A 22,186-nucleotide genomic window follows, 5' to 3' on the forward strand; every position below is an offset into this window, starting at 1 on the left:
ACCATTGGCATGTCAGAGGCTCAAGTGCGCTCCGAGGAAGACGTTTTGTCTGCAGTAAAATTCCTGGATCAGCAGAGCGCCGGGATAGCCTTTATTGTTGAGTGAAGCAAAGGTTACCCCCAAAGCCCGCCGGCAGATGCCGGCGGGCGCCCACCGCCGGACGATTCCCTAGATCGTCGGAATCGATTTAGGGAGGGAAGGATGCTCGGTGTAGGTGCCCCGCTTCTCGGGGTTGCCGCCGTTCATGGCTTCCCTCATACGACCGCGACGATCGCTGAGGAACGCCGGCATGCCCCCACTTCCCTACGGTGAGCACGACATCTTCCGTGGATACCTCGAAGGCGATGATGCGCTTGTTTCGCGCCTCGTAGCCGCGAACCTTGAGCCTCATCCAGGCGTTTATACGGACCAGGTCGGTGTGCGGGTTGATCCCAGCTACTGCCCGTGGGTGTGGGACAAGACTAATCAGGTTGGCAGCGGACTCCCGCTTCCGAGCGATGGCTACATCGGCGACGGAATGGAATACGTCGCCCTTGCCCTCGCTCTGGAATGGGCTCACGGCCAGGATTCCTTTGTCGTTGCCGAGTTGGGGGCCGGGTGGGGGCCATGGGTTTCAGCAGCCGCACTGTGCGCGAGGCGAAAAGGCTTTCAGCAAACCGAGATCCTGGCCCTGGAAGCCGATCAGCCGCGTTTCGAGATCCTTCGGCAGCATCTCGCCCTCAATGGGCTCGTCCCCCGCGAGAGTGCCAACACCGGTTCGAGCGCCGGCATCGTCTGGCGGCTGATGCAGGGTGCCGTTGGCCTAAATGATGGCGTTCTCTATTGGCCGAAGAGCGATGACGTGACCGCTGCCGGTCGATCGACTGTGAGCGACTTGGATAAACCTCATCATTTCACCGGGGAAGATGTCGCATTCGAAGAAGTTAAAGCGTTTTCGCTGAACACCATACTCGCCGATCTATCGCGCGTCGATCTTCTACACGTCGATATCCAAGGCTCGGAAGGGACTATTCTGCCGGCGGCCATCGATCTTTTAAATTCTAAAGTCCGGTCAATGTTTGTTGGCACCCACAGTCGCAAAATCGAAGGCGATTTCATCGAGTTTTTTCGCGGCCATGGTTGGGTTCTCACCCGTGAAAAGCCGTGTCAATTCTACAGCATGGCCCACGGCCAGGATTTGACCAGCTCAACCTACGTGGATGGCGGGCAGCTCTGGCGGAATGCGAGGCTGTTCGAATAGAACTTACCTGCTGAAAATCCAGTTCAACTCCCCCCCAATCGTTAAGGCGCTGAGCGCGAGCCTTACGCAAACCGCTTGCTCAAACAAAAATTAGGCGCCCCGATAAAACTCGGGGCGCCTTTCACTATTTTTGCAACTGGAGCCGCGCTCTAGCTTTTGCTGGGCTAAAGAGGCATAAGTTCAGCCTTACTGAACACAAGCGAAAGTTCTTGCATCCCAGATCCAGACAAAATCTTATCGAGATATTGCGATTTATCTATTTTCTCTAGCGTTTCGCTGTACCATATCAGCGGGCTGAAGGCCTCAAGGCAACGAATAACTTCTGCGGCGCGAACATATTTTGCAGGAACATGTTTTGGATTTAGGTTGACGTCATGGAAGGAGATATGCCACACGCACCTGCTTTCCTCAATGATATCCGAAAGCGCAGGTATCACGAGAAACTCTGCGCCTTCGATATCCATCTTGATGAAAGATTTGGCGTCGGCCGCATACCCGTTTTCGAGAAATACGCGGCGGATGTCGCGTGTGCCAACAAGGACGGATTCTCCTAACTCTTGCACCTGACCCTCTCGCTCGTGGCGGGCAAGGATCGAACTCTCCGATCCACCCCACGACCGGGAAAACAGCCGGATAGAACCGTCTTTGTCGCTCAATGCGTGTTCAATTAGTCTGATCCGAGATGCGAGTTCCGGATTGATACTGATATTTGTGCGTATGCGCCGTAGCGCTTCAGGGTCGCACTCATAAGCATCTACCCGGCCGCCTTTGGCCGCAGCGAACAGAGCTGTTGGCCCCATCCAGGCACCAATATCTACAAAGCGCCACTCTGGATTAATAAAGTGGCTAATTAACGCCAGCGTGTGAGGCTCCCAAGCCCCACTATTGAAAATGGACCAAAACCACTTAGGCATGTCCTCTGTGTCATCAGCTTTGAACGTGACACCACGAGTTTCTATTATAGCAACCATTTCGCCCAACTGTTTGATTATGGCTCACTCATATAGCTTGATTTTTGCGCTCTCGTCGAGCGCCGTATGCCTCAGAAAGGAATGAGCCCTACGCGACACCTCTACTGACGGCACGTGGCTGCGTGCCTATCGTGTCGCAACCGAGCGGCCGGTTAGTGCCGCGGCAACCATTCGCTCGCGGACCTTGCCAAGGCCATCAACGGCCTGACCGCGGCCATCGTCGCGGAAACAGCCTCCGAGGAGGCGCAGCACACCAGCCAAATGACGGCCGCGCTCACCCGGTTCACCGAGGTCATGGATCGGTGGGAGGACGACCACGGCCGGCAGCAGCCTCGAGGCAGGCGCTGAGCGGAACTACCGGGTCACTCGCGGGTCTACCCAGCATCCCTGATGCAATCACCTCCAGCCCCGCCGGCACCGCCGCGAGGGGCTTTTTCGTGTGCCCAGCTTCAAGGCGGGGGCGCTTGAACGTAGGCTACTGGCGTACCCGACTCGGGAAATGAGGGTCAAAGACCTCGCAGCGAACGTGGTCGGACGACTCTTTCGCGCGCCGCCTGACCGGAAAGTGCGGATCGTAGAGGTCGCCCCGCGTCTCGCTCGGGGCAGGCTTCACAGCCTGCCGGTCGCCGTGCCCAGTCGCCGTGCTCATCGCCTGCGCTCCCACGTTGCCAAGCGGGTTGTATAGGCGACTGATGGTTGCGAGGCTGTTGCCCTCCGGCCATAGGCGCTCACGATGAGCCTCCGCCCGCCTGGTCTGCCGATGAGGGCTTCTCGTGCCCGAAATCCAAGCGCGGGACACCCGCGCAGCTGCCCTAGCACGGCCCGGTAACCGGCGCCGGCTATCCTATCGCCGAGCCAAGTTGCGTACCGGCTCGGCTCACTCGCTCGTGAGATCAGGCACTCCCCCGCCCCTTGAGCAGATCGGGGCGGGGCCGAGTGGGCGGCTCAGGCCGGAGGCTGGCGACGGGCATATCCGCTACGCCAGACCTATTTGTTTCGGAGCTATACTTGTGTTCGCATCATGAGCAGACCGTAAAGAACGGCCCATAACACATCGGGTACACTAATGTGAGCGACTCTTCTAGGAGAGAGTGCTCTTGATTGCCGTGCGCAGCCTCGGTATAAGCGTTTCCGTCGAGTACATCAAGTTTGCGTCATTGGAAATTATGGGGCGCAGTTTTTTATTGCAAAATCTGTCGAAGAACTGACATATCATGTCGGCGCATACTTCTGGGCTCAAGTAAATCGATATAAGAACTGCGTTCTGCATTTGCCTAAGTTCGTAGGCGTTGCGATGCTCCGAGTATGCAATCAGACCATTCCCAAGTTGCAAGTTTTCGAATGTCGAATACCCAAATGTTTCGCCGGTAAAAGAGAAGAAAAGACTCGATGATGCGTAATTCTGCACTATCGAAGTAAACGGAACCCATCCACTGGCGTCGATAATCTCAAAACCTTCGTATTTTTTTTGCAGATCTGCTACGTCTGGCCAGCCCTCTCGACAAAATGTTTGGAGCGTAAAGCCGCGATCTATAAGTATCCTAGCCACTGCAAGTCCATGCATGTAGTGGGCGGCGATGACGCTATTGCCAGCGCTTAAGCTCTTGATGACTGAGATGTGAGGCTCGTCAAAAAATATCGTTGGCCTGTAGTGCTGAGGCTTGGGGAGCCATGACTCGGCGCATCCCATTGGCGCTCTAAACGTCCGTTTTCCCGGTGGATCTGTGTAATATTGATACTGAATATTTGGTTCGGTGCCGTCCCAATTTGCACCCAGATCGAGCTGATGAAAGTTTTTTGCAATATTGTAGATATTACCGGGGAGCCTATTTTCAGTAACCGGAACATCGCTCATGACGAAGATGTTTCCTTTGAAATCCCTGGCAATATCCAGCCTATTAGGATGCTCCGATATTTCCGTCACATACCAATCATGCATTACCACCGTTTCGCAGTCGGCATCTGAGAGGCTGTTGATTGAGCGCGAGTTCCGCATTGGGTCTGCTTGAACAGCAGATAGCCAGCGTGCCCCTAAAAGCTGTAAAAAAGGAGAAAAATACAATTGAGTATTGCGAAGCGTTTCAATTAAGCCACGCTCGATTATTTGATCGGCGTAAGGGTTGAAGACATTGATTCGCATGGCGCGGGCCTCACCATGATGATCTGCGTGCGGGGTGAACGTGACGTGCTGAGCCGTCCTTCGACCAGAGCTATCGCCCGGTTCTACCGCCCCGTGCAAGAGCCGGCACGACGCGTCAAGGTGCCATTCATGCTGCCGGGCAGAAGGCGGCTGCCTCTATGTTCGCATGCTGACCTCTGATAGAGGAGCCGCGCAACAAGGAGACGGATATGGGTATGGTGCCGTTTGACGAGGGAATATACGCGGCCAAGGCGGGGCGTGACGTAACCGACAACCCCTTCGAAAGCGGCACGGTCGCGGCCTCCAGCTGGCAATCCGGCTTCGAGCGGTTCAGAACGCTTTCAGCCGAGCCGCCGAGGAGGTGGGGTTATAAGCAGGCGGCGCATCCAGAAATTCAAACGCTATTTCAAAATCATAAGAAACAATTCATTGAGTTGCTCGCAGATATTGATTCTAATAGAGATTTCTTGCACGGTATTCGCTATCAAGAAAATCCGGATCAGCCATTCGATCCGTACTGGAACAATGGATTTTTTACATCTCTAGATGCGTCTGTTTTGGTGACGTTTCTTCTCAAGCATCGGCCGCGCCGGTACATCGAAGTCGGCTCTGGAAACTCTACAGCATTTACTCGGTACACCATTCGCAACGCGAAGTTGCCGACTCTCATCACTTCGATTGATCCCGAGCCGCGAAGGGATATTGATACGATATGCGACCGTGTTATTCGGTCAAAAGTACAGGACTGCGATCTATCTGTATTCAATGATCTAGAAGCAGGTGATGTCCTGTTCTTTGATGGCTCGCATATGGTTGAGCCCGACAACGACGCAACGGTATTCTTTCTCGAAGTGCTCCCCCGTCTTCGTCCGGGAGTGCTCGTGCAGATACATGATATTTTCTGGCCACACGATTATACACAGAGATGGGGCGTCGCCGCAGAACAATACATGCTGGGCATGATGCTGATTGCCAAACCACTTCCGTTCCGGCTTTTGGCTGCCAACTTCTTTATCAGCCGCGACGACGATCTATCGAGAATTGTGAAAAATATTTTCGCTCCACGTACAGAAGGTGATTACACGATCCCCTTCTGTACCTACGAAATTCATGATCTGCCCGGCACATCTGTATGGATTGAGACGACATAACGTCGGCATTTCGAGGCACACCTATTTAAGCCCGTCCGGCCAGGCGCCGCGACGGGCGACTTCATTTCGGCAATCATTCGGCCTTACCTCGCAGCCATGTCCGACCTTCCACCCGCCGTCGCCTCCTGGCGCAGCCAGATCGAGCGCCTGTCCGAGCACGCCTCGCCGTGCCGGTATCTCACCCCGGCGCGATGGGCGGCGATGCGGGCGAACGCGCTGACCTTCATTGACGAGCACGGCGCGGAGGCGCACCGGCTCGGCTGGACTGCGCCTCGGCTCTTCGGCGTCCATCCCAAGTACGGATTCCTGCGCGTCGAGCATGCCGGCGCGCTGATGGCCAACGACAGCAAGGTCGTCGGCGTCGAACCCGACCGGCTCGTGTTCGACCGCTTCTCCGGCTACCGGACGAAGCCCGGGCAGACCTGGGGGCCGCCGGTCTGGGAGTTCGCCGCCAGGTCCAAGGCCGCCTGATCCGGTGCCGCAGGCCACGCAGGCACCGTCTGCGGATCCGGCTTCGAGCAGGCGCGGCATCGGAGCGACATGCCGGCATCAGGCACGAAGCTCGTCGACGACCAAGCCCCGACGTAGATCGGCGTCTCTTCGACGTGCCCGCAGTCGCAGATCACCCGGACGGCGTGCACCCCTTTATCCATCGCCTGCTGGAACGTCATCGGCGTGATCTCGAAGCCGTCGACGTCGTAGGCGCGGCGCGGATTGCGCAAATGGACCTGCAGCGGCGATCGGGCGGCACGCGAGAAGTGAGTGGGCACCGACCTTCATCCAGCGCTGACCACCCAGTAGCGGGCGGCGGAAGTGTTGGTAGCTGCTCGCGTTCTTGAACGCCATCCACACCGCTCCACTACGATCTCGCTCGCCTCGGCCGGCGCCGGTTGAAGCACGCTCAGGCCTCAGGCTTGTTCCGCATTCGTTCGCGAGCGGAGGGCCACTAGAATGGGGTGCCTGGGAGATGCGGGGCCCGGTCGGGTGTACGTCGACTGCGCGACCTGCAAGCGCTCGGGTCGCTACACCGTGGCCAGCCTGATCGCTCGCTACGGTGCCGACATCTCCACGCTGGACCTGCTCCGGCACCTGACGGCCTCTTGCCGCTACCAGCGCGCCCCCGGGGCGCCGCCCGCACGCAAGTACGAGCACCTCTGCCTTGCCGCGATCACGCTGCCGCCGGCCGCCAAGAAGATCCCGCCGGTGCCGCCGGGTGACCCCTACACGGTCGAGATCTGGCGAGAGACCGGCGGCAACGTCGAACTGCACCTCGCGACGATCTACCCGCTGTCGATGGCCAAGGCGGCGTTCGATGCAGCGTGCCTGGAATGGCCGACGCACGAGGTCACCCTGCGAGATCGGGCGCGGATTATTGAGAGGCGGGAGCGGCCGCCGCGGAGCGCCACCGGATCCGTGTCCGGCGGATGACGCTGTACGCCAGTCCCTCGGCCACTAGGTGCTCCAGCGCGCGGGTCGCCTGAACGGCGCGCTCCCGGCCGGGCAGTCCGGCTCGCTCGGCGATTTCGGTGGCGGTGGCTGGCTCGGATGTCAGAGCCGCCAGCACGCGCGGCCGGATGTCATGGCGTGGCCGGGCGCCTCGCGGCGATAAAACCTTCGGCATGGCGCCGGCCTATTGCGAGGCGCCATCTTCGACGAGTCGTCGACTCGCGGCCAGGCGCCACAGCTCAGCATCCGAGAAGATCAGATCGCCGATCTGCCAGCGTTCGAGCTCGTCGCCGATTGGGTTCACTGCGACGCCGGCAGACCGCAACGCGGCGACGGCTTCAAGAACCGGTTCGGTTTCGTCGGTCATGATAGCCGAGTAGCGCGAGCGGGGGACGAGCCCATCACTCATTTGATGGACTCGGATCGGCCTCGTCGTTCATGCCGCTACGCCAGCGCGATCAGCATCCAGGTGCGGGCCTTGGCCAGCAGGTCGCCGTCACCGGCCGCCGGGTCGGCCTCAATCACGCGCTTGATGATCTCGCGCGCCTCGTTGCCGCTCATCCCGATTCCCTGCGCGAAGCCGCTCAACCGCTCGGAGAGACGTTCGATGGTCGCCGCGCGGTCGGCGTTCGGATCGGTCTCGCTCATCTCTTCACCGGATGGGCCAGCAGGATCGCGGTCCGGACCATGTTGCGCTTCCACGCCGGCTTGTCGGTGATGAGCGCCTCGGCCGTGCGGGTGTTGGTGCGGAGCGTCTCGACGAGGTCGAGGGTCCAGCCCTTTGCGAGTGGGTAGGCCTCGGTCGCCAGATCCGCCAGCACCGCGTCGACGGAGGCATCAATCTCTTGGTCGGTTACCTCGGCGGCCTTGCGCAACTCGGAGACGGTCGGAGGTTCTTTGGCCATGGGCCGGCCTATTGCAGCGTGGTCGTAGTCGAGTCCATGAGGCCGACCCGCACAGCGAGGGCGAGCAGATCGCCGTCCGTCAGTGTCTCGCCATCGACGAGCCAATATGGCAAGCCGCCGGTCCAAAGCTCGACTGTGTGGCCGCGGGCCCGAAGCGCTGCAATAGCTTCGGGAATCGGGCCTTCAAATTCGCTCATGAGGCCATGCTCTGTAGGAAGGACACCAGTGTCGATCCTGCACCGGCATCGCTGACACGCCGGCTGCCGACGCGACTGAAACCAAAGACAGTCGGCGTGTCATCTGATTCGATTTTTCGCCTCTAACCATTCAGCTTACTGACGACAGTCTTAATGAGTAGCAGTCCGATAGTTGCCGATGTTAATGCAAACATTACCACGTAGAGACCGTCAACCTGAATGCCGGCGTAGGGATAATAAGCTGACCTGACCCATTCAGCGCATTGGAGCGCAGGATTGTATTTCATCCAATAATAAATTTTGTCTGGCATGAAACTTGGTAGGAACATCACGCCACTGGAGATGTAGAGAATAATGCTGAAGAGCGCGTAGCCAATCATCCAGCCTGGAAAAAACCCAATTATTGCAACGTTGATAGTCCCAATGCCAATGCCAAGCAGGATCGCGGCTAGATATCCGCACATGGCAACGAACGGATCTGCTGGGATGGGGTTGGTGCCTATTATGACTAATACAGATACAACAACCAATAGCGCAAGAAACCCTGTCACTATCTCAACAAGAATGCGAGACAGAACAACATCAAATAATTTTACTTGCGGATAGTAGGTCAATGGCCGATTCATAATCACGGACTTCATAACTTCGCGTGATATATACTGGAAAACTAGGACCGGGACTGCACCTGTCGCAAAGAAAAGGGCTCTATTATCGCCAAGTGGTGCAGCAAGTTTCTGAAACGTATAGATTGCGATCAGCATAAAGACGTGAACGCAGGGCCAGAGCACGATCACCGCGTATCCCCACAGAGAAGCTCCGAAGCGCGTTCGCATGTCTCGAAGCATCAGCGCGTGCAGGACGTGCAGATACGACTCGCCTGCGGATTTCTCGTGCCGAGCCGCGATTGGAAGTTCCATGATACCTAGCCTCGATCGCTCGATGCCGGTCTCGGCAAAAAAGCGGGCGAAAGTGCGTTGACGGAGGGTCGACGGTGGCGTGGCTGGTCCAAGCCTCGAGCTCGCCAAGAGGGTCCGGCTGCGGATCAGCTGGCGGCCCGCTTCACCGCCGCCGGTGGTCGCCTTTTACAAGTCAGCTCAGGAGTTCGTCGTCCGTTTTTTTGATCGGGCTGCCGGGGCTTCCCAGCCGAGCCAACATGCGAATCGCGTCGTAATCCGCATCATGTGCGGTGTGGCTTCGCGGTGCAGGTTGAATGGGAGGCCGATACAGGTCCTGCCCTTTGGTGGGGCGGATGGTGGGGTAGGCCGCCCAAGTCGTAAAATTATTCAAATAAATCAATGCTAATTGGCGGAGGGAGCGGGATTCGAACCCGCGATACCGTTTCCGGTATACACACTTTCCAGGCGTGCGCCTTCAACCACTCGGCCACCCCTCCGTCCGCGAACCGGGCACCCGGGCGCGCACGCGGCGTGCCGGGCGCGGCCTGGGCCGCGCGGTGCCGTGCTGTTAGCCGGGTGCGCCGTCCGGCGCAAGGCGCAGACGGCCGGGCGGTGCGAAAACCGCCCGGCCGCGTCTCTCACCCCTCGGCATCGTCGAGGTGGAAGCGGACATGCTCCACGTTCGCCCGCTCGAAGGCCTGCATCACGTGCTGGTAAGAGCGCTCCATGGCGTTGTCCTCGACGCCGGGGCTGTCCTCGGGCTTCAGCAAGAACATCAGGAGCGAGCGCCCGGTCACGTCGTAGCCGGAGCCGAACTTGAAGCTCTCCACGTCCTGGCTGTCGGGCAGGTTGGTGTCGAGGAGCCGCGTCCAGGCCACGCCGCCGACCGATTCCGGCAGCGTGAACGTCACGAGGTCGTGGTAGGCGTTGAACATGATCAGCAGCGTCGCGTCGCCGCCGCGGCGGTGCAGGCCGGTGGCCTGGGCGCGCCCGTCGAGCTGGACCGCGAAGGCCCGGGCCTCGCCGTCCGACCAGTTTTCGCCGGCCATCTCGCTGCCGTCCGGCCGCAGCCACGTCACATCCTTGACGCCGAACTCCTCGTCGTACTGGCCGGTGAGGAACCGCCCGCGGCTCAGGATCGGCAGGGCGTTGCGCAGGATGATCAGGCGCTGGGTGAACTCGGCGAGATCCCGCTCCTCGTCGCCGATCGCCCCCCAGTCGAGCCACGAGACCTCGTTGTCCTGGCAGTAGGCGTTGTTGTTGCCCTTCTGGGTCCGAGCGAACTCGTCGCCGGCGAGCAGCATCGGCGTGCCGCGGGACAGGAACAGGGTCGCCAGCATGTTGCGCATCTGGCGCAGGCGCACCGCCCTGATCTCGGGGTCGTCCGTCGGGCCCTCTACCCCGTAATTGTACGAGAGGTTGTGCGAGTGGCCGTCGCGGTTGCCCTCGCCGTTCGCCTCGTTGTGCTTGTCGTTGTACGAGACCGTGTCGTGCAGGGTGAAGCCGTCGTGGGCGGTGAGGAAGTTCACCGAGGCCCAGGGCTTGCGCCCGCGCTTGTTGAACTTGTCGGCCGAGCCCGAGACCCGCGCCGCCAGGTCCGGCAGCAGGCCGCCGTCGCCCTTCCAGTAGGCGCGGACGTCGTCGCGGAACCGGTCGTTCCACTCGGCCCAGCCGGGCGGGAAGCCGCCGACCTGGTAGCCGCCCGGGCCGCAATCCCACGGCTCGGCGATCAGCTTGACGTTGTTGAGCACCGGGTCCTGCCGGCAGGTGTCGAGGAAGCCGCCGCCCTCGTCGAAGCCGTAGGGCTCGCGGCCGAGGATCGTCGCGAGGTCGAAGCGGAACCCGTCGACCTGCATCTCCTGCGCCCAGTAGCGCAGGGAATCGGTCACGAGCTGCAGCACCCGCGGGTGCGACAGGTTGAAGGTGTTCCCGGTGCCGGTGTCGTTGATGTAGTAGCGCGGCTCGTTCGGCAGCAGCCGGTAGTAGGAGGCGTTGTCGACGCCCTTGAACGACAGGGTCGGGCCCTTCTCGTTGCCCTCGGCGGTGTGGTTGTAGACCACGTCGAGGATCACCTCGAGGCCGGCGCCGTGGAAGCGCGAGACCATCTCCTTGAACTCGGAGAAGGCGAAATCCGGCACCGCGGCGTAGCGCCGTGCGGGGGTGAAGAACGAGATCGTGTTGTAGCCCCAGTAATTCACCAAGTCCTTCTGCTGCAGGTAGTCGTCCTGCACGAAGGCGTGGACCGGCAGCAGCTCCACCGAGGTGACCCCGAGGCTCTTGATGTAGTCGAGCACGTCCCGGGTGCCGAGGCCGGCATAGGTGCCGCGCAGCTTCTCCGGCACCCGCGGGTCGAGCTTGGTCATGCCCTTGACGTGGGCCTCGTAGACGATGGTCTTCTCCCAGGGGATCAGCGGCTTGCGGTGCCGTCCCCAGGTGAAGGCCGGGTCGATGACGCGGGAGCGGCGCGTGTAGGGGGCGCTGTCGCGCTCGTCGAAGGTCAGGTCGTCGCCGGTCTCCATCTGGTAGCCGAACAGGGCCGGGTTCCAGGTGATCGAGCCGACGAGCCCCTTGGCGTAGGGGTCGATCAGCAGCTTGTTGGGGTTGAACCGGTGTCCGGCCTTCGGCTCGTAGGGGCCGTGGACCCGGTAGCCGTAGATCGTGCCGGGGCGCGCGTCGGGCAGGTAGCCGTGCCAGATCTCGTCCGTGTACTCGGGCAGTTCGATGCGCTCGATCTCCTGCTCGCCCTGGTCGTCGAACAGGCAGAGCTCGACCTTGGTGGCGTGGGCCGAGAACAGCGCGAAGTTGACCCCGAGCCCGTCCCAGGTGGCGCCGAGGGGATAGGGTTGGCCTTCCTGGATGCGCGAGCGGGTCGCGCGGGCCTGCGATGCGGGACGACGGGAATCGGACATGGACACTCCGGAACGCGACCCGCCCGGCCACGTGCCGCTGCGGGGAGCCCCTGGTGAACGTGCCGGAAACAGCGAAGCTCCCGCAGTGCCGCAAAAATCGCGGGCGCGTGACGGCTGTCGCCCCTCAGTTCGAGGCCGCGGCCGCGAAGCTCCGGTCCACGGCCCGGCCGACGTCGAGGGTCTTCGACAGGATGCCGTACCGCGTCGCCCGGTCCGAGGCCTCCTGGACCTCCGCCACGACGCCGTCGTCGAGCGCGATCGGGCTGGTCCGCTGCGCCGTGTAGGCCGCGCGCAGGACGTCCTCCGGCATCTTGGTCAGCGCGGCCGTGTTCCGGGCGTAGGCGTCGAGGTGGTCCAGCGACCAGAGTCGCGCCCGGTTCAGGCGGCTCAGGAAGTCCTGCAGCGCCGCCCGCTTGGTGGCGATGGCGCTGTCCGAGGCGACGATGAAGGTGATGGTCGGCGTGAGGCCCGCGCCGTCCGCGATCGGCCGGGCCTTGTCCTTGAGCGTCGCGAACGCGACGTAGGGCTCCCAGACCGCCCAGGCATCCACCGAGCCGGCCATCAGCGCGACCTTCGCGTCGACCGGGTTGAGTGGCGCGAAGGTGACCTCGGACGGCGCGATCCCGGCCTTCTCCAGCGTCGCGCTGATCAGGAACTGGCCCCAGCCGCCGCGGGTGCCGGCGAGCCGCTTCCCCCTCAGATCCGCGGCCGAGCGGATCGGAGAATCCGCGCGGACCAGGATCGCCTGCGTCCGGGGATCGGACTTGGTGCCGCCGATCGCCTTGATCGGTGCCCCGGCCGCGACGACGGTGAGGAAGGAGAGGTCGCCGGTGTAGCCGACATCGAGGGCGCCGGCGTTGAGCGCCTCAAGGATCGGCGCGGCGGCGGGGAATTCTGACCACGCGATCCGGTAGGGCAGATCCTTCGCGTAGCCGGCGATCTCGAGGAGCGACCGGTTCCCACCCTTCTGGTCGCCGACCCGCAGAACGACCTCTTCCGCGCGGGCGGCCACCGCGGCCAGCGTGACGGTGGCCAGCGTCAGTGCGGTCGCGAGCCGCGCCCCAGCGAGCTGGCGGCCACCGGGCCGCAAGTGAGATCGGAGGAACATGGGGCCTGCCGGGATACGCTGCCCGCTTCGTGCCGGGCTGTTCGGTGGAAGGCCGAGTTTATGCTTGCCGCGAGGGCGGTCAATGAAACGGAAATCTGTATTGCCCGCGGTCGGGAAACGAGACAACATCCGGCCGACCTCCGCGGGGAGACGAATGTCTTTCCCCGCGCGCCGCGCCGGTCAGAGGGCGGGCGGGAACGCGTCCGCGAGGTAGGCCCGCACGAAGCCCGGCATCCGCGCGGGATCGATGTCCTCGCGGCCGCGCACCACGTGCATCCCGGCGAGCTCCGGCTCCGCCTCGGCGCCGAGATGGTCGGCGATGCGCGCCACGAGCCGGGCGGCAGGTTCGGGGAAGCGCACCGGCCGCAGGAAGGCGAGCTGGCCCTCCCCCTCCAGCAGAACCCATTCCGTTTCGGCCCCGGCCGGCAGCGCGAGGCCGGTCTCCTCGGCGAGTTCCCGGGCGGCGCTGCCGGTGAGATCGACCCGCACGCCGCGCACGTCGTCCGGATCCGGGGTGCCGCAGGGGAAGTAGAGCTGGCCGGCATTGGCCGTGTGGGCGCCCATCTCGCCGAGCAGGACGGCGCCGTCCGCCGTCCAGGGCACGATCGCCGCGAAGGCGTTGGCGATGCGCGCCTCGGGGTGGGGCCTGTCCCGATAGTAGGTGAAGGTCGCGTAGCGCGTCGCGAACAGGTCGAGCCGGGCGACCCCGTCGGCGACCGCGTGGTCGCAGCACAGCAGGACGGTCCCGTCGAACATGCCGGGGCTGCGCTGCAGCCGGGCCTGCCAGTGGGCCGCGATGGCGGCCGCGTGGGCCTGAGGAAAGGCCCAGTCGTGCTCCACGAACCGCGCCGCCACGTCCGCGACGCGGGTGATCCGGAAACCGTCGGAGACGCCGTCAGAGTGGTCGTCAGACATGCAGGGTGCCATCCGACAGGATCACGGCGGCGCCACCGATCTCGACGCCCTGCAGGGCGCCGGCCGCGATCGTGAGCTGGAGCGCGATGTCGCTCGGCCGACCCATCGCCTCGCCCTGGCGGATCGCCACGTCGTGGGTGCCGTCGCCCAGCGCCTCGAACTGCATCAGCACCCCCGCGAAGGCGGAGGCCGCCGAGCCGGTGGCGGGATCCTCCGGCACGCCGACATTCGGCGCGAACATGCGGACGCGCCAGCGCTGACCGGTGCCCTCGGGATCCGGGGCGTAGAGGTAGAGCCCGTCGGCCGGATCGGGCGCCTGGGCCGTCCGGGCGGCGTCGAGGGCGGCGACCGACGCGACCGGCACGCAGGTGAAGGTCGGCCCCACGCCGTGGCGGCTCGGCGCGTGCCGGCCGGTGCCGATGTCCCCGGGCTCGAGGCCCAGCAGCGGTGCCAGCACCGCGGGCTCCGGCCCGGGGCCGAGGTAGTCCGGCAGGACCGGGAGCCGGAACCGGGCCCGGCCGCCGGTCCCATCCGCCAGGGTCTCGACCACGCAGGGGACGATGCCGATCCCCTCCTCCAGGCCGAAGGCCCGGGCATCGCCCCGGGTCGGGTCCTGCAGCGCCAGCAGCACGGCGGTGCCCACCGTCGGGTGGCCGGCGAAGGGCAGCTCCCGGGCGGGGGTGAAGATGCGCAGCGCCGCCCGGTGCCGGGCCTCCGCGGGTGGGAGGACGAAGACCGTCTCCGACAGGTTGAACTCCCGCGCGATGGCCTGCATGGCCGCGGTGTCGAGCCCCTCCGCGTCGAGCACCACGGCGAGGGGGTTGCCGGCGAGCCTCCGCTCGGTGAACACGTCGAGGGTGACGAAGCGGCGCGCCATCGGGTCGATCCTTGCTGCTCTCTGCGGACTTGGACGGAGCGGTTTGCCGGGGGCGCCTCAGACCGCCTCGACCGGAAACCGCGCGCTCGGGTTCACGTACTCCTCCTGCGCGGCGACCGTCAGGATCTCCCGCGACCCCGCCTCGGCGGTGCGCTTGAGCAGCCCGTAGATCGAGGCCGCCGCGGCGCCGAGCGCCGCCTCGGCCGAGCCGGTCCGGGCGTAATGCACCAGGAACAGCGCCGCGATGCAGTCGCCGGCCCCGTTCACCGCGATGGCGAGCCGCGGCGTCCGGACCCGGAACACCCGCCCCTCCGCGCCCGCGAGCAGGTCGATGCTGTCGGCGGGCGTGTCGGCGCAGAGCGCCGAGGTGACCAGGACCACCCGCGGCCCGCGCGCCCGGAGCGCCGCGATCGCGGCCCCGGCCTCCGCCAGGGTGCCGCTCGGCAGGCCGGTGAGCAGGCCGAGCTCGAACTGGTTGGGGGTGAGGATGTCGGCGGCCGGGACCGCGCGCTCGCGCAGGAACGCCTCGATGCCGGGCCGAACGTAGACGCCCTCCTCGACGTCGCCGATCACCGGGTCGCAGCAGTAGAGCGCCCGCGGGTTCGCCGCGCGCACGGCGTCCACCGCCTCCAAGATCGCGGCGCCGATCTCGGCCGAGCCCATGTAGCCCGACAGGACCGCGTCGCAGCCGCCCAGGACCCCGCGCTCGCCGATGCCGCGCACCACGTCGCGGATCATCGCCGCGTCGAAGACGGGGCCGCGCCACGCCCCGTAGCCGGTGTGGTTGGAGAACTGCACCGTGTGGACCGGCCAGACCTCGACCCCTAGCCGCTGCATCGGGAACACCGCGGAGGCGTTGCCGACATGGCCGTAGGCGACGTGGGACTGGATCGACAGGACGTTCAACGCGGGACTCGCTCGTTGTCCCGCTACGGTTAGCCGGTTCCCGCGCCGGCCGCACCCCTGTCCCTTGCCGCCCTCCCCCGCGCGCCTCAGATGGGACCGACCCTCCCCCTATCCCTACAGCCCCGTTCGGAGCCCCATGGACATCGAAGCCCTGCGCACCTCGACCCTCGCCTTCGTGGAGGCGCACAAGGCCTGGACGCCGGTCATCGCGGGTGGCCTCGCCTTCTGCGAATCGATCGCGATCCTGTCGCTGTTCGTCCCGGCGACCGTGATCCTGGTCGGCATCGGGGCCCTCGTCGGCGGCGCCGACATCCCGTTCTGGCCGGTGGTGATCGCCGCGGCGCTCGGGGCCGCCCTCGGCGACTGGATCTCGTACGAGGCCGGGCGCTGGCTCGGGCCGGGGGCGAAGACCAAGTGGCCGCTGCGGCGCTATCCCGAACTGATGGCCAAGGCCGAGGCCTTCATCGGCCGGTGGGGCATCGCCGCGGTGGCCCTGGGGCGCTTCTTCGGGCCGGCCCGCGCTCTGGTCCCGCTCTTCGCCGGGATCCTCGGCCTGGCGCGGCTGCCGTTCCAGCTGGCCAACGTCGCCTCCGCGCTGGTCTGGGCCTTCGTCCTTCTGGCCCCCGGGGCCGGGCTGCTCACGTGGCTCGACCGGTGATGCGGCCCGACCGCTGATGCGCCGCTTCCCGCCCGAGCGGATCGTCTGCCTCACCGAGGAGACGGTCGAGACCCTGTACCTCCTGGGCGCGGAGGACAGGATCGTCGGCGTCTCGGGCTACGCGGTGCGCCCGCCCCGGGTCCGCCGGGAGAAGCCGCGCGTCTCCGCCTTCACCAGTGCGGACATTCCGAAGATCCTGGCGCTGGCGCCGGACCTCGTCCTGGCCTTCTCGGACCTCCAGGCCGGCATCGTCGCCGACCTCGCCCGCGCGGGCGTGGCGGTCCACCTGTTCAACCAGCGCGACGTGGCGGGCTGCCTCGCGATGGTGCGCACGCTCGGCGCCCTCGTGGGCCTGCCGGAGCGGGCCGAGACCCTGGCGGCGGGCCTCGAGGCGCGGCTGGCCACGGCCGCCGCGGAGGTGCGGGAGCGGCCGCCCCCGCGCGTCTACTTCGAGGAGTGGGACGCGCCGATGATCTCCGGCATCGGCTGGGTCTCGGACCTGATCGGCCTCGCGGGCGGCCGGGACGTCTTCCCGGAGCTGAGCCGCCAGCCGGCCGCGAAGGACCGGATCGTCACCGCCGAGCAGGTGATCGCGGCCGCGCCCGACGTGATCCTCGCCTCGTGGTGCGGCAAGCGGGTCAACGCCGAGCGCATCCGGTCCCGGCCCGGCTGGGCGGCGATCCCGGCGGTGCGCGACGGGCGCATCCACGAGATCAAGTCGCCGCTGATCCTGCAGCCCGGCCCGGCCGCCCTCACCGACGGGTTCGACGCGATCCGGGCCTGCCTTGGGTGATCGCCCCGGGGTGATGCGTGGGGCGATGCCGCGCCGCAGGTGACGGACCGGGCGCGACTTGGCAGGATGTCCCGATTCGGTACAGACGCACCCGCAGACGCATCCCCCGAGCTCGATGTCCGCCTCCCTCGGCCTTCCCGATTCCGCGCCCCCGGCCGTCGAGGCGCTGCTGCCGCCCGACCGGCGGCAATCGCCCACGGCCCTGCGCATCCAGCGCGGCGTGCGCCGGCTGTTCTCCGAGATGGGCTGCGTCACGCTGCCGGAATTCTCCCTCGTCAACGGCCGCCGCGCCGACGTGATCGCGCTCTGCGGCGCCGGCAAGCTCACCATCGTGGAGATCAAGTCGAGCGTGGCCGATTTCCGCGCCGACCGGAAATGGCCGGATTACCGCGACTTCTGCGACCGGTTCTTCTTCGCCATCCCCGAGGACGTGCCCGAGTCGCTGATCCCGGGAGAGTGCGGCCTGATCGTCGCCGACGCCTACGGGGCCGGGATCCTGCGCGAGCCGCCCGAGCACCCGCTGAGCGGCGCCCGCCGCAAGGCCGTGACGCTGCGCTTCGCCCACAGCGCCGCGCGCATCCTGCACGCGCTGGCCGACCCGGGCGCCGTGCGGGAAGGGGCTCTCTAGGGCGCGGCCCGCACCGCGACCCTCGGCGAACCTTCGGCCGACGCGGTATTCATCCGACAAGGAAACGTCCTAGAACGGCCGCGCTTGCCGGGCCTCCGGCGCCGGGCCCGATCCACCGATGACATCCGTCGCCCTGTTCGAGCTGATCCTCGGTCTCCTCGGCGCGGCCCTGCTGCTGTCGCTGGCGGCCGGGCGCCTCGGTTTCCCGCCGGCCGCCGCCCTCGTCGTCGGCGGCATGACGCTGGCGGTGGTGCCGGGCCTGCCGGCCTTCGATCTCGATCCGGACCTGATCATGGTCCTGTTCCTGCCGCCGCTCCTGCTCGAATCCGCCTACTTCACCGTCTGGCGCGACTTCCGGGCGAGCCTCGGCCCGATCCTGTCCCTGTCCCTCGGTGCGGTCCTGTTCACGACCCTCGTGGTCGGGCTCGTCGCCCACGCGGTGGTGCCGTCCCTGCCCTGGGCCGCCTGCTTCGCCCTGGGCGCCATCGTCTCGCCGCCGGACGCGGTGGCCGCCAAGGCGGTGCTGGCCCGCGTCGCCCTGCCCCGCCGGATGATCACGGTCCTGGAGGGCGAGAGCCTCGTGAACGACGCCTCGGGCCTCGTGCTCTACCGCTTCGCGGTGGCGGCGGCGCTCACCGGCACCTTCAGCGCCTGGGCGGCGGCCGGCAGCTTCGCGTGGCTCGCGGTGGCGGGTGTCGCGGTCGGGATCGCGTGCGGGGTGGCGGTGACCCTGGTGATGCGCCGGATGCACGACGCGAACGCCATCACGGTGCTGAGCTTCCTCGCCGCCTACGTCGCCTACCTCGCGGCCGAGGAGATCCACGCCTCCGGCGTCCTGGCCGTGGTCGCTTGCGGCCTGATGATGGGCGGCCGGGAGCACGAGACCTTCGACGCGCATGCCCGCCGCCATTCCGTGGCTGTGTGGGAGTTCGTGGTCTTCGTGCTGGAGGCCCTGGTCTTCGTGCTGATCGGCTTGGCGCTCCGCGGCGTGCTCGCCCGGACCGGCGGCCAGATGGGCGCGCTCGCGGCGGAGTTGCCGCTGGCGCTCGCCGTCACGGCGACCTGCGTCGTCGCCCGTCTGCTCTGGGTGTTCCCGGCCTTCTACCTGCGGCGGCTCCTGTCGCCGCGGGTCCGCGCGCAGGAGCCCGCCCCGAACCCGGCCGTGCCGCTGATCGTCGGGTGGGCCGGCATGCGCGGGGTCGTCACACTGGCGGCCGCCCTGGCGCTGCCGGTGGATTTCCCTGGCCGCGACGCGATCCTGGTCGCGGCCTTCGCGGTGATCCTGTTCACCGTGCTCGTGCAGGGCACGACCCTGGGGCCGCTGATCCGCAGCCTCCGCCTCGACCCCGCGGCGCACCTCCCCGAGGGCCACCTCGACGCGCCGATGGCCCGCGTCGTCGTGAACGAGGCCGGGCTCGCCGCCCTACTGGGCTTGGTGTTCGCCGAGACCGGGGCGCTGAAGCACCCGCGCCTCGTGGAGGAGTACCGCCGCCGGGTGCGGGCGGCCTCGCGGGACCGCGACGAGCGGGCGGCGCTGGAGGCCGAGAAGACCGAGCACTTCGCCGCCGCCCTGCTCGCCGTGCGCTCAGGCCGGTCGGCCCTGATCGACCTGCACCGGCAGAACCGGATCCACAGCTCGGTGCTGCGGCAGCTCGAGACGGAGATCGACTTGGAGGAACTCCATCTCAAGCGTCTGGCCGGGAACGCACCGGCCCACGGCTGAGTCGGGGCGCTGGCGTCAGTGGGCCGCGCACCCGTCCGCCGACTGGCCGTAGCCGCTGTAGACCACCCGGACCTTGCGCAGGCAGCTTCCCTCAGCCTTCGGCGCGGCCGCCACGGGGGCGACCTCTACCGGCTCGACCCGCAGGGTGGCGGCCACCGGCTGGTCTTCGGAAGTGGCGAGCGCACGGCTGGCGCTCATCACGAAGGGCGTGGCGGCCAGCGACGAGATGGCGAGCGCGGCGAAGACGGCGATGTTCTTGCGGCCGAAGCTGGTGCGGATGCGAGCATTGTACATGACGGGTCGTCCGACGTTCTGTATTCGGCAGCGCTGAGGTGCCGAGATCCCCTGTTGCGCTGATAACTTGGCCGTCAGCTCGGCGGTTCCGGTTTATTGCCCAAAAACCGCCACGCTTGGGTGTCCCGGCGCACGTCGGGCGCCGGCGCTCAGAAGATCCTGCGGTACTGAACGAAGCCCGACTTCTCGGCGATCCGGTCGTAGAGCTGCATCGCGTCCGCGTTGGTCTCGTGCGTCAGCCAGTGGACGCGGGAGCAGCCGGCGGCCTGCGCGGCCGCGTAGACGTGCTCGATCAGCCGACGGCCGATCCCGAGCCCGCGCGTGCCGTCCGCCACGAACAGGTCCTGGAGGTAGCAGTAGTCGCCGATCGTCCAGGCCGAGCGGTGGCGGATGTGGTGGACGAGGCCGACCGCCTCGGCACCGCGCCACGCCAGGGCACCGTCCACCGGTTCGGCCGGATCGTTGAGGCGCTGCCAGGTCGTGTCGGTGACCGTGTCCGACAGGTCGACCTTGTAGAAGGACTGGTAGCCCCGCCAGAGCGGCAGCCAAGCGTCCCGGTCGCCGGGGCCGATCGGGCGGATCGCGAGGTCAGGATCCATGATTCTCTCCGTGGGTGCGCAGCCAGCGGACCATCATCGGGACCGCAGAGGCAACCCGGGCTGCCGGCGCCGCGCCCCCTCGGTCGACACCCTTCGCCTTGCACCCCCGGCCGCCCGCACCTAAACCGGCCCGCTCGCGGCCCCAGCCGCCGCGCGATCCCGAGCCGCCGAGACCGATGTCCGAGAAAAAATCCTTCCAGGGTCTGATCCTGACGCTTCAGGAATTCTGGGCGGCGCAGGGCTGCGTGATCCTCCAGCCCTACGACATGGAGGTCGGTGCCGGTACGTTCCATCCGGCCACGACCCTGCGGGCACTCGGCCCGAAGCCCTGGAAGGCGGCCTATGTCCAGCCCTCGCGCCGGCCCAAGGACGGCCGCTACGGCAAGAACCCGAACCGGCTCCAGCACTATTACCAGTTCCAAGTGATCCTGAAGCCGAACCCGCCGAACTTGCAGGAGCTCTACCTCGCCTCGCTCGCCGCCATCGGCGTCGACCTCAAGCTCCACGACATCCGCTTCGTCGAGGACGACTGGGAGAGCCCGACCCTGGGCGCCTGGGGCCTCGGCTGGGAGTGCTGGTGCGACGGGATGGAGGTCAGCCAGTTCACCTATTTCCAGCAGGTGGCGGGCTTCGAGTGCGCGCCGGTGGCGGGCGAGCTGACCTACGGGCTGGAGCGGCTCGCCATGTACGTCCAGGGCGTCGAGAACGTCTACGACCTGGATTTCAACGGCGCCGAGGGCGCCGACCGGATCACCTACGGGGACGTGTTCCTGCAGGCCGAGCAGGAGTACTCCCGCCACAACTTCGAGGCGGCTGACACCGCGATGCTGTTCCGCCAGTTCACCGACGCGGAGGCCGCCTGCCGATCCTACCTCGCGGCCGGCGCGCCGGACGCGGAGGGTGAACGCCACCGCATGGCGCAGCCGGCCTACGACCAGTGCATCAAGGCAAGCCACGTGTTCAACCTGCTCGACGCGCGCGGCGTGATCTCGGTGACGGAGCGCCAGAGCTACATCCTCCGCGTGCGCGAACTGGCCAAGGCCTGCGGCGCGGCGTGGTTGAGGACCGCCGCCGGCGGGGCGTGAGGTCGTCGCTGGCGCTCGACCAGAGGGCTGCGGACGACGCAGTCCGGAGTGCCCAGATGCGCCGCCGTCTTTGCGAGCGCAGCGAAGCAATCCAGGGTCGCGCCTCGCTGCCAGACGTCCCGACGCCCTGGGTCGCTTCGCTGCGCTCGCGATGACGGAGCGGAGCCCTATCGCGGAGCCCCTTGAGCCCTCGCGCGTTGCAACCCCCGCCAACCGGCGCGCCTCGGCGCGTCCGCAGACGCGGGACATGCCCAATGAAGAAGACGATCCTCGCCCTCAGCCTCCTCGGATTCGGCCTCGCCCCCGCGCTGGCGGCCGATCCCGGGCCTGAGGCCACGGTGAAGAAGCTCTACGCCGAGCCGCACCCGAATCACTCCTCCGTGTACTCGAAGCGCCTGCAGGGCCTGTTCGACGCCGACGCGAAGCAGGCCAACGGCGCCGCCGGCAACCTCGATTTCGACTACCGCCTGAACGGCGAGCCCCTGAAGCTCGACACGGTGAAGAACCTGACCTTCAAGGAGGCCACCGAGGGCAAGGACCAGGCGAAGGTCACGGTCGAGCGTAAGGGCGGCAACGGTGCCAACGTCATCGTGTACGACCTCGTGCGCGAGGACGGCGGCTGGAAGGTCTCCGACGCCCACGCGATCGGCGACCGCAAGTGGCAGCTCTCGACCATCCTCAAGGGCGAGTCGCGCTGAGCCCCGCGCTCCGACCCTCGACAGGGGTGCGGCGCGGCGATATGGCC

25 protein-coding genes and 1 tRNA gene are annotated in these 22,186 nt (G+C 65.9%); 10 read left to right on the plus strand and 16 right to left on the minus strand.

What is annotated here, in order from left to right; genetic code table 11:
- Positions 1-289 precede the first annotated feature (289 nt).
- On the plus strand, positions 290-1,240 hold the full coding sequence (locus BM314_RS19915) for an FkbM family methyltransferase (protein ID WP_170868153.1): 951 nt from the start codon (positions 290-292) through the stop codon (positions 1,238-1,240).
- Between the two features lie 164 nt (positions 1,241-1,404).
- Here the strand turns inward: BM314_RS19915 and BM314_RS19920 are convergent, their stop codons facing one another.
- A complete protein-coding gene (locus BM314_RS19920; protein ID WP_170868154.1) occupies positions 1,405-2,154 on the minus strand; it encodes an FkbM family methyltransferase in 750 nt (249 codons plus the stop codon).
- Between the two features lie 1,138 nt (positions 2,155-3,292).
- Positions 3,293-4,351 carry a hypothetical protein gene (locus BM314_RS30215; protein WP_139237849.1) on the minus strand — a complete coding sequence of 353 codons (1,059 nt, stop codon included), beginning with the start codon at positions 4,349-4,351 and terminating at the stop codon, positions 3,293-3,295.
- Positions 4,352-4,560: 209 nt separating this feature from the next.
- On the opposite strand from BM314_RS30215, the gene BM314_RS19925 reads away from it, so the two are divergent.
- Positions 4,561-5,502, plus strand: coding sequence for a class I SAM-dependent methyltransferase (locus BM314_RS19925; protein WP_091979752.1), 942 nt, complete (start codon positions 4,561-4,563; stop codon positions 5,500-5,502).
- A gap of 96 nt (positions 5,503-5,598) precedes the next feature.
- Positions 5,599-5,973, plus strand: a complete 375-nt coding sequence (locus tag BM314_RS19930; RefSeq protein WP_091979754.1) for a hypothetical protein — start codon at positions 5,599-5,601, stop codon at positions 5,971-5,973.
- On the opposite strand, the gene BM314_RS30220 is transcribed toward BM314_RS19930, so the two are convergent.
- Positions 5,901-6,272 carry a hypothetical protein gene (locus BM314_RS30220; protein ID WP_139237850.1) on the minus strand — a complete coding sequence of 124 codons (372 nt, stop codon included), beginning with the start codon at positions 6,270-6,272 and terminating at the stop codon, positions 5,901-5,903. The two genes, BM314_RS19930 and BM314_RS30220, sit on opposite strands and share 73 nt — an antisense overlap.
- Before the next feature lie 259 nt (positions 6,273-6,531).
- Here BM314_RS30220 and BM314_RS19935 point away from each other — a divergent pair, with 259 nt between their 5' ends.
- Positions 6,532-6,930: a hypothetical protein gene (locus BM314_RS19935; protein WP_244539989.1), complete on the plus strand. Its 399-nt coding sequence runs from the start codon at positions 6,532-6,534 to the stop codon at positions 6,928-6,930.
- Between the two features lie 202 nt (positions 6,931-7,132).
- On the opposite strand, the gene BM314_RS19940 is transcribed toward BM314_RS19935, so the two are convergent.
- From BM314_RS19940 to pdxY, 11 genes are all read right to left on the minus strand, one after another.
- The gene (locus BM314_RS19940; RefSeq protein WP_091979880.1) at positions 7,133-7,315 is read right to left on the minus strand and encodes a hypothetical protein; all 183 of its coding nucleotides are present in this window, start codon (positions 7,313-7,315) and stop codon (positions 7,133-7,135) included.
- A 77-nt stretch (positions 7,316-7,392) separates the two neighbouring features.
- Entirely contained in the window at positions 7,393-7,596 is a 204-nt protein-coding gene (locus tag BM314_RS19945; RefSeq protein ID WP_091979757.1) for a hypothetical protein, read from the minus strand.
- Positions 7,593-7,853, minus strand: coding sequence for a hypothetical protein (locus BM314_RS19950; protein WP_091979759.1), 261 nt, complete (start codon positions 7,851-7,853; stop codon positions 7,593-7,595). Before BM314_RS19950 ends, BM314_RS19945 begins: the two co-directional genes overlap by 4 nt.
- An 8-nt stretch (positions 7,854-7,861) precedes the next feature.
- A complete protein-coding gene (locus tag BM314_RS19955; RefSeq protein WP_091979761.1) occupies positions 7,862-8,050 on the minus strand; it encodes a hypothetical protein in 189 nt (62 codons plus the stop codon).
- A gap of 122 nt (positions 8,051-8,172) precedes the next feature.
- Entirely contained in the window at positions 8,173-8,967 is a 795-nt protein-coding gene (locus tag BM314_RS19960) for an ABC transporter permease (protein WP_091979763.1), read from the minus strand.
- Between the two features lie 386 nt (positions 8,968-9,353).
- Positions 9,354-9,443: transfer RNA gene (locus BM314_RS19965), tRNA-Ser, on the minus strand.
- 141 nt (positions 9,444-9,584) lie between these two features.
- Entirely contained in the window at positions 9,585-11,855 is a 2,271-nt protein-coding gene (gene glgX / locus BM314_RS19970; protein ID WP_091979765.1) for a glycogen debranching protein GlgX, read from the minus strand.
- A gap of 124 nt (positions 11,856-11,979) precedes the next feature.
- The gene (locus BM314_RS19975; RefSeq protein WP_091979767.1) at positions 11,980-12,963 is read right to left on the minus strand and encodes an ABC transporter substrate-binding protein; all 984 of its coding nucleotides are present in this window, start codon (positions 12,961-12,963) and stop codon (positions 11,980-11,982) included.
- Positions 12,964-13,143: 180 nt separating this feature from the next.
- A complete protein-coding gene (locus BM314_RS19980) occupies positions 13,144-13,878 on the minus strand; it encodes an NUDIX hydrolase (RefSeq protein WP_091979769.1) in 735 nt (244 codons plus the stop codon).
- Positions 13,871-14,755: a PhzF family phenazine biosynthesis protein gene (locus tag BM314_RS19985; RefSeq protein WP_091979771.1), complete on the minus strand. Its 885-nt coding sequence runs from the start codon at positions 14,753-14,755 to the stop codon at positions 13,871-13,873. Before BM314_RS19985 ends, BM314_RS19980 begins: the two co-directional genes overlap by 8 nt.
- A gap of 57 nt (positions 14,756-14,812) precedes the next feature.
- Positions 14,813-15,661, minus strand: coding sequence for a pyridoxal kinase PdxY (gene pdxY, locus BM314_RS19990; protein WP_091979773.1), 849 nt, complete (start codon positions 15,659-15,661; stop codon positions 14,813-14,815).
- Positions 15,662-15,797: 136 nt separating this feature from the next.
- Between pdxY and BM314_RS19995 the strand changes: the two genes are divergently transcribed.
- From BM314_RS19995 to BM314_RS20010, 4 genes are all read left to right on the plus strand, one after another.
- Positions 15,798-16,319 (plus strand): DedA family protein, encoded by a 522-nt coding sequence (locus tag BM314_RS19995; protein WP_056523547.1) that lies wholly within the window; start codon positions 15,798-15,800, stop codon positions 16,317-16,319.
- 16 nt (positions 16,320-16,335) lie between these two features.
- Positions 16,336-17,112 carry a cobalamin-binding protein gene (locus BM314_RS20000; protein ID WP_091979775.1) on the plus strand — a complete coding sequence of 259 codons (777 nt, stop codon included), beginning with the start codon at positions 16,336-16,338 and terminating at the stop codon, positions 17,110-17,112.
- A gap of 115 nt (positions 17,113-17,227) precedes the next feature.
- Entirely contained in the window at positions 17,228-17,740 is a 513-nt protein-coding gene (locus tag BM314_RS20005) for an MmcB family DNA repair protein (RefSeq protein WP_091979777.1), read from the plus strand.
- 118 nt (positions 17,741-17,858) lie between these two features.
- Positions 17,859-19,463: a Na+/H+ antiporter gene (locus BM314_RS20010; protein WP_091979779.1), complete on the plus strand. Its 1,605-nt coding sequence runs from the start codon at positions 17,859-17,861 to the stop codon at positions 19,461-19,463.
- Positions 19,464-19,478: 15 nt separating this feature from the next.
- Here the strand turns inward: BM314_RS20010 and BM314_RS20015 are convergent, their stop codons facing one another.
- Positions 19,479-19,757, minus strand: coding sequence for a hypothetical protein (locus tag BM314_RS20015; RefSeq protein WP_020092471.1), 279 nt, complete (start codon positions 19,755-19,757; stop codon positions 19,479-19,481).
- Between the two features lie 149 nt (positions 19,758-19,906).
- Complete coding sequence (locus BM314_RS20020; protein ID WP_091979781.1) at positions 19,907-20,356, minus strand: GNAT family N-acetyltransferase; 450 nt, start codon at positions 20,354-20,356, stop codon at positions 19,907-19,909.
- Between the two features lie 176 nt (positions 20,357-20,532).
- On the opposite strand from BM314_RS20020, the gene BM314_RS20025 reads away from it, so the two are divergent.
- Both BM314_RS20025 and BM314_RS20030 read left to right on the plus strand, forming a co-directional pair.
- A complete protein-coding gene (locus BM314_RS20025) occupies positions 20,533-21,441 on the plus strand; it encodes a glycine--tRNA ligase subunit alpha (protein WP_091979783.1) in 909 nt (302 codons plus the stop codon).
- 254 nt (positions 21,442-21,695) lie between these two features.
- Complete coding sequence (locus BM314_RS20030; protein WP_091979785.1) at positions 21,696-22,139, plus strand: YqhG/Tai3 family protein; 444 nt, start codon at positions 21,696-21,698, stop codon at positions 22,137-22,139.
- Positions 22,140-22,186 lie beyond the last annotated feature (47 nt).

The sequence above is a fragment of the Methylobacterium sp. 13MFTsu3.1M2 genome (assembly GCF_900112625.1).
Classification (GTDB): Bacteria; Pseudomonadota; Alphaproteobacteria; order Rhizobiales; family Beijerinckiaceae; genus Methylobacterium.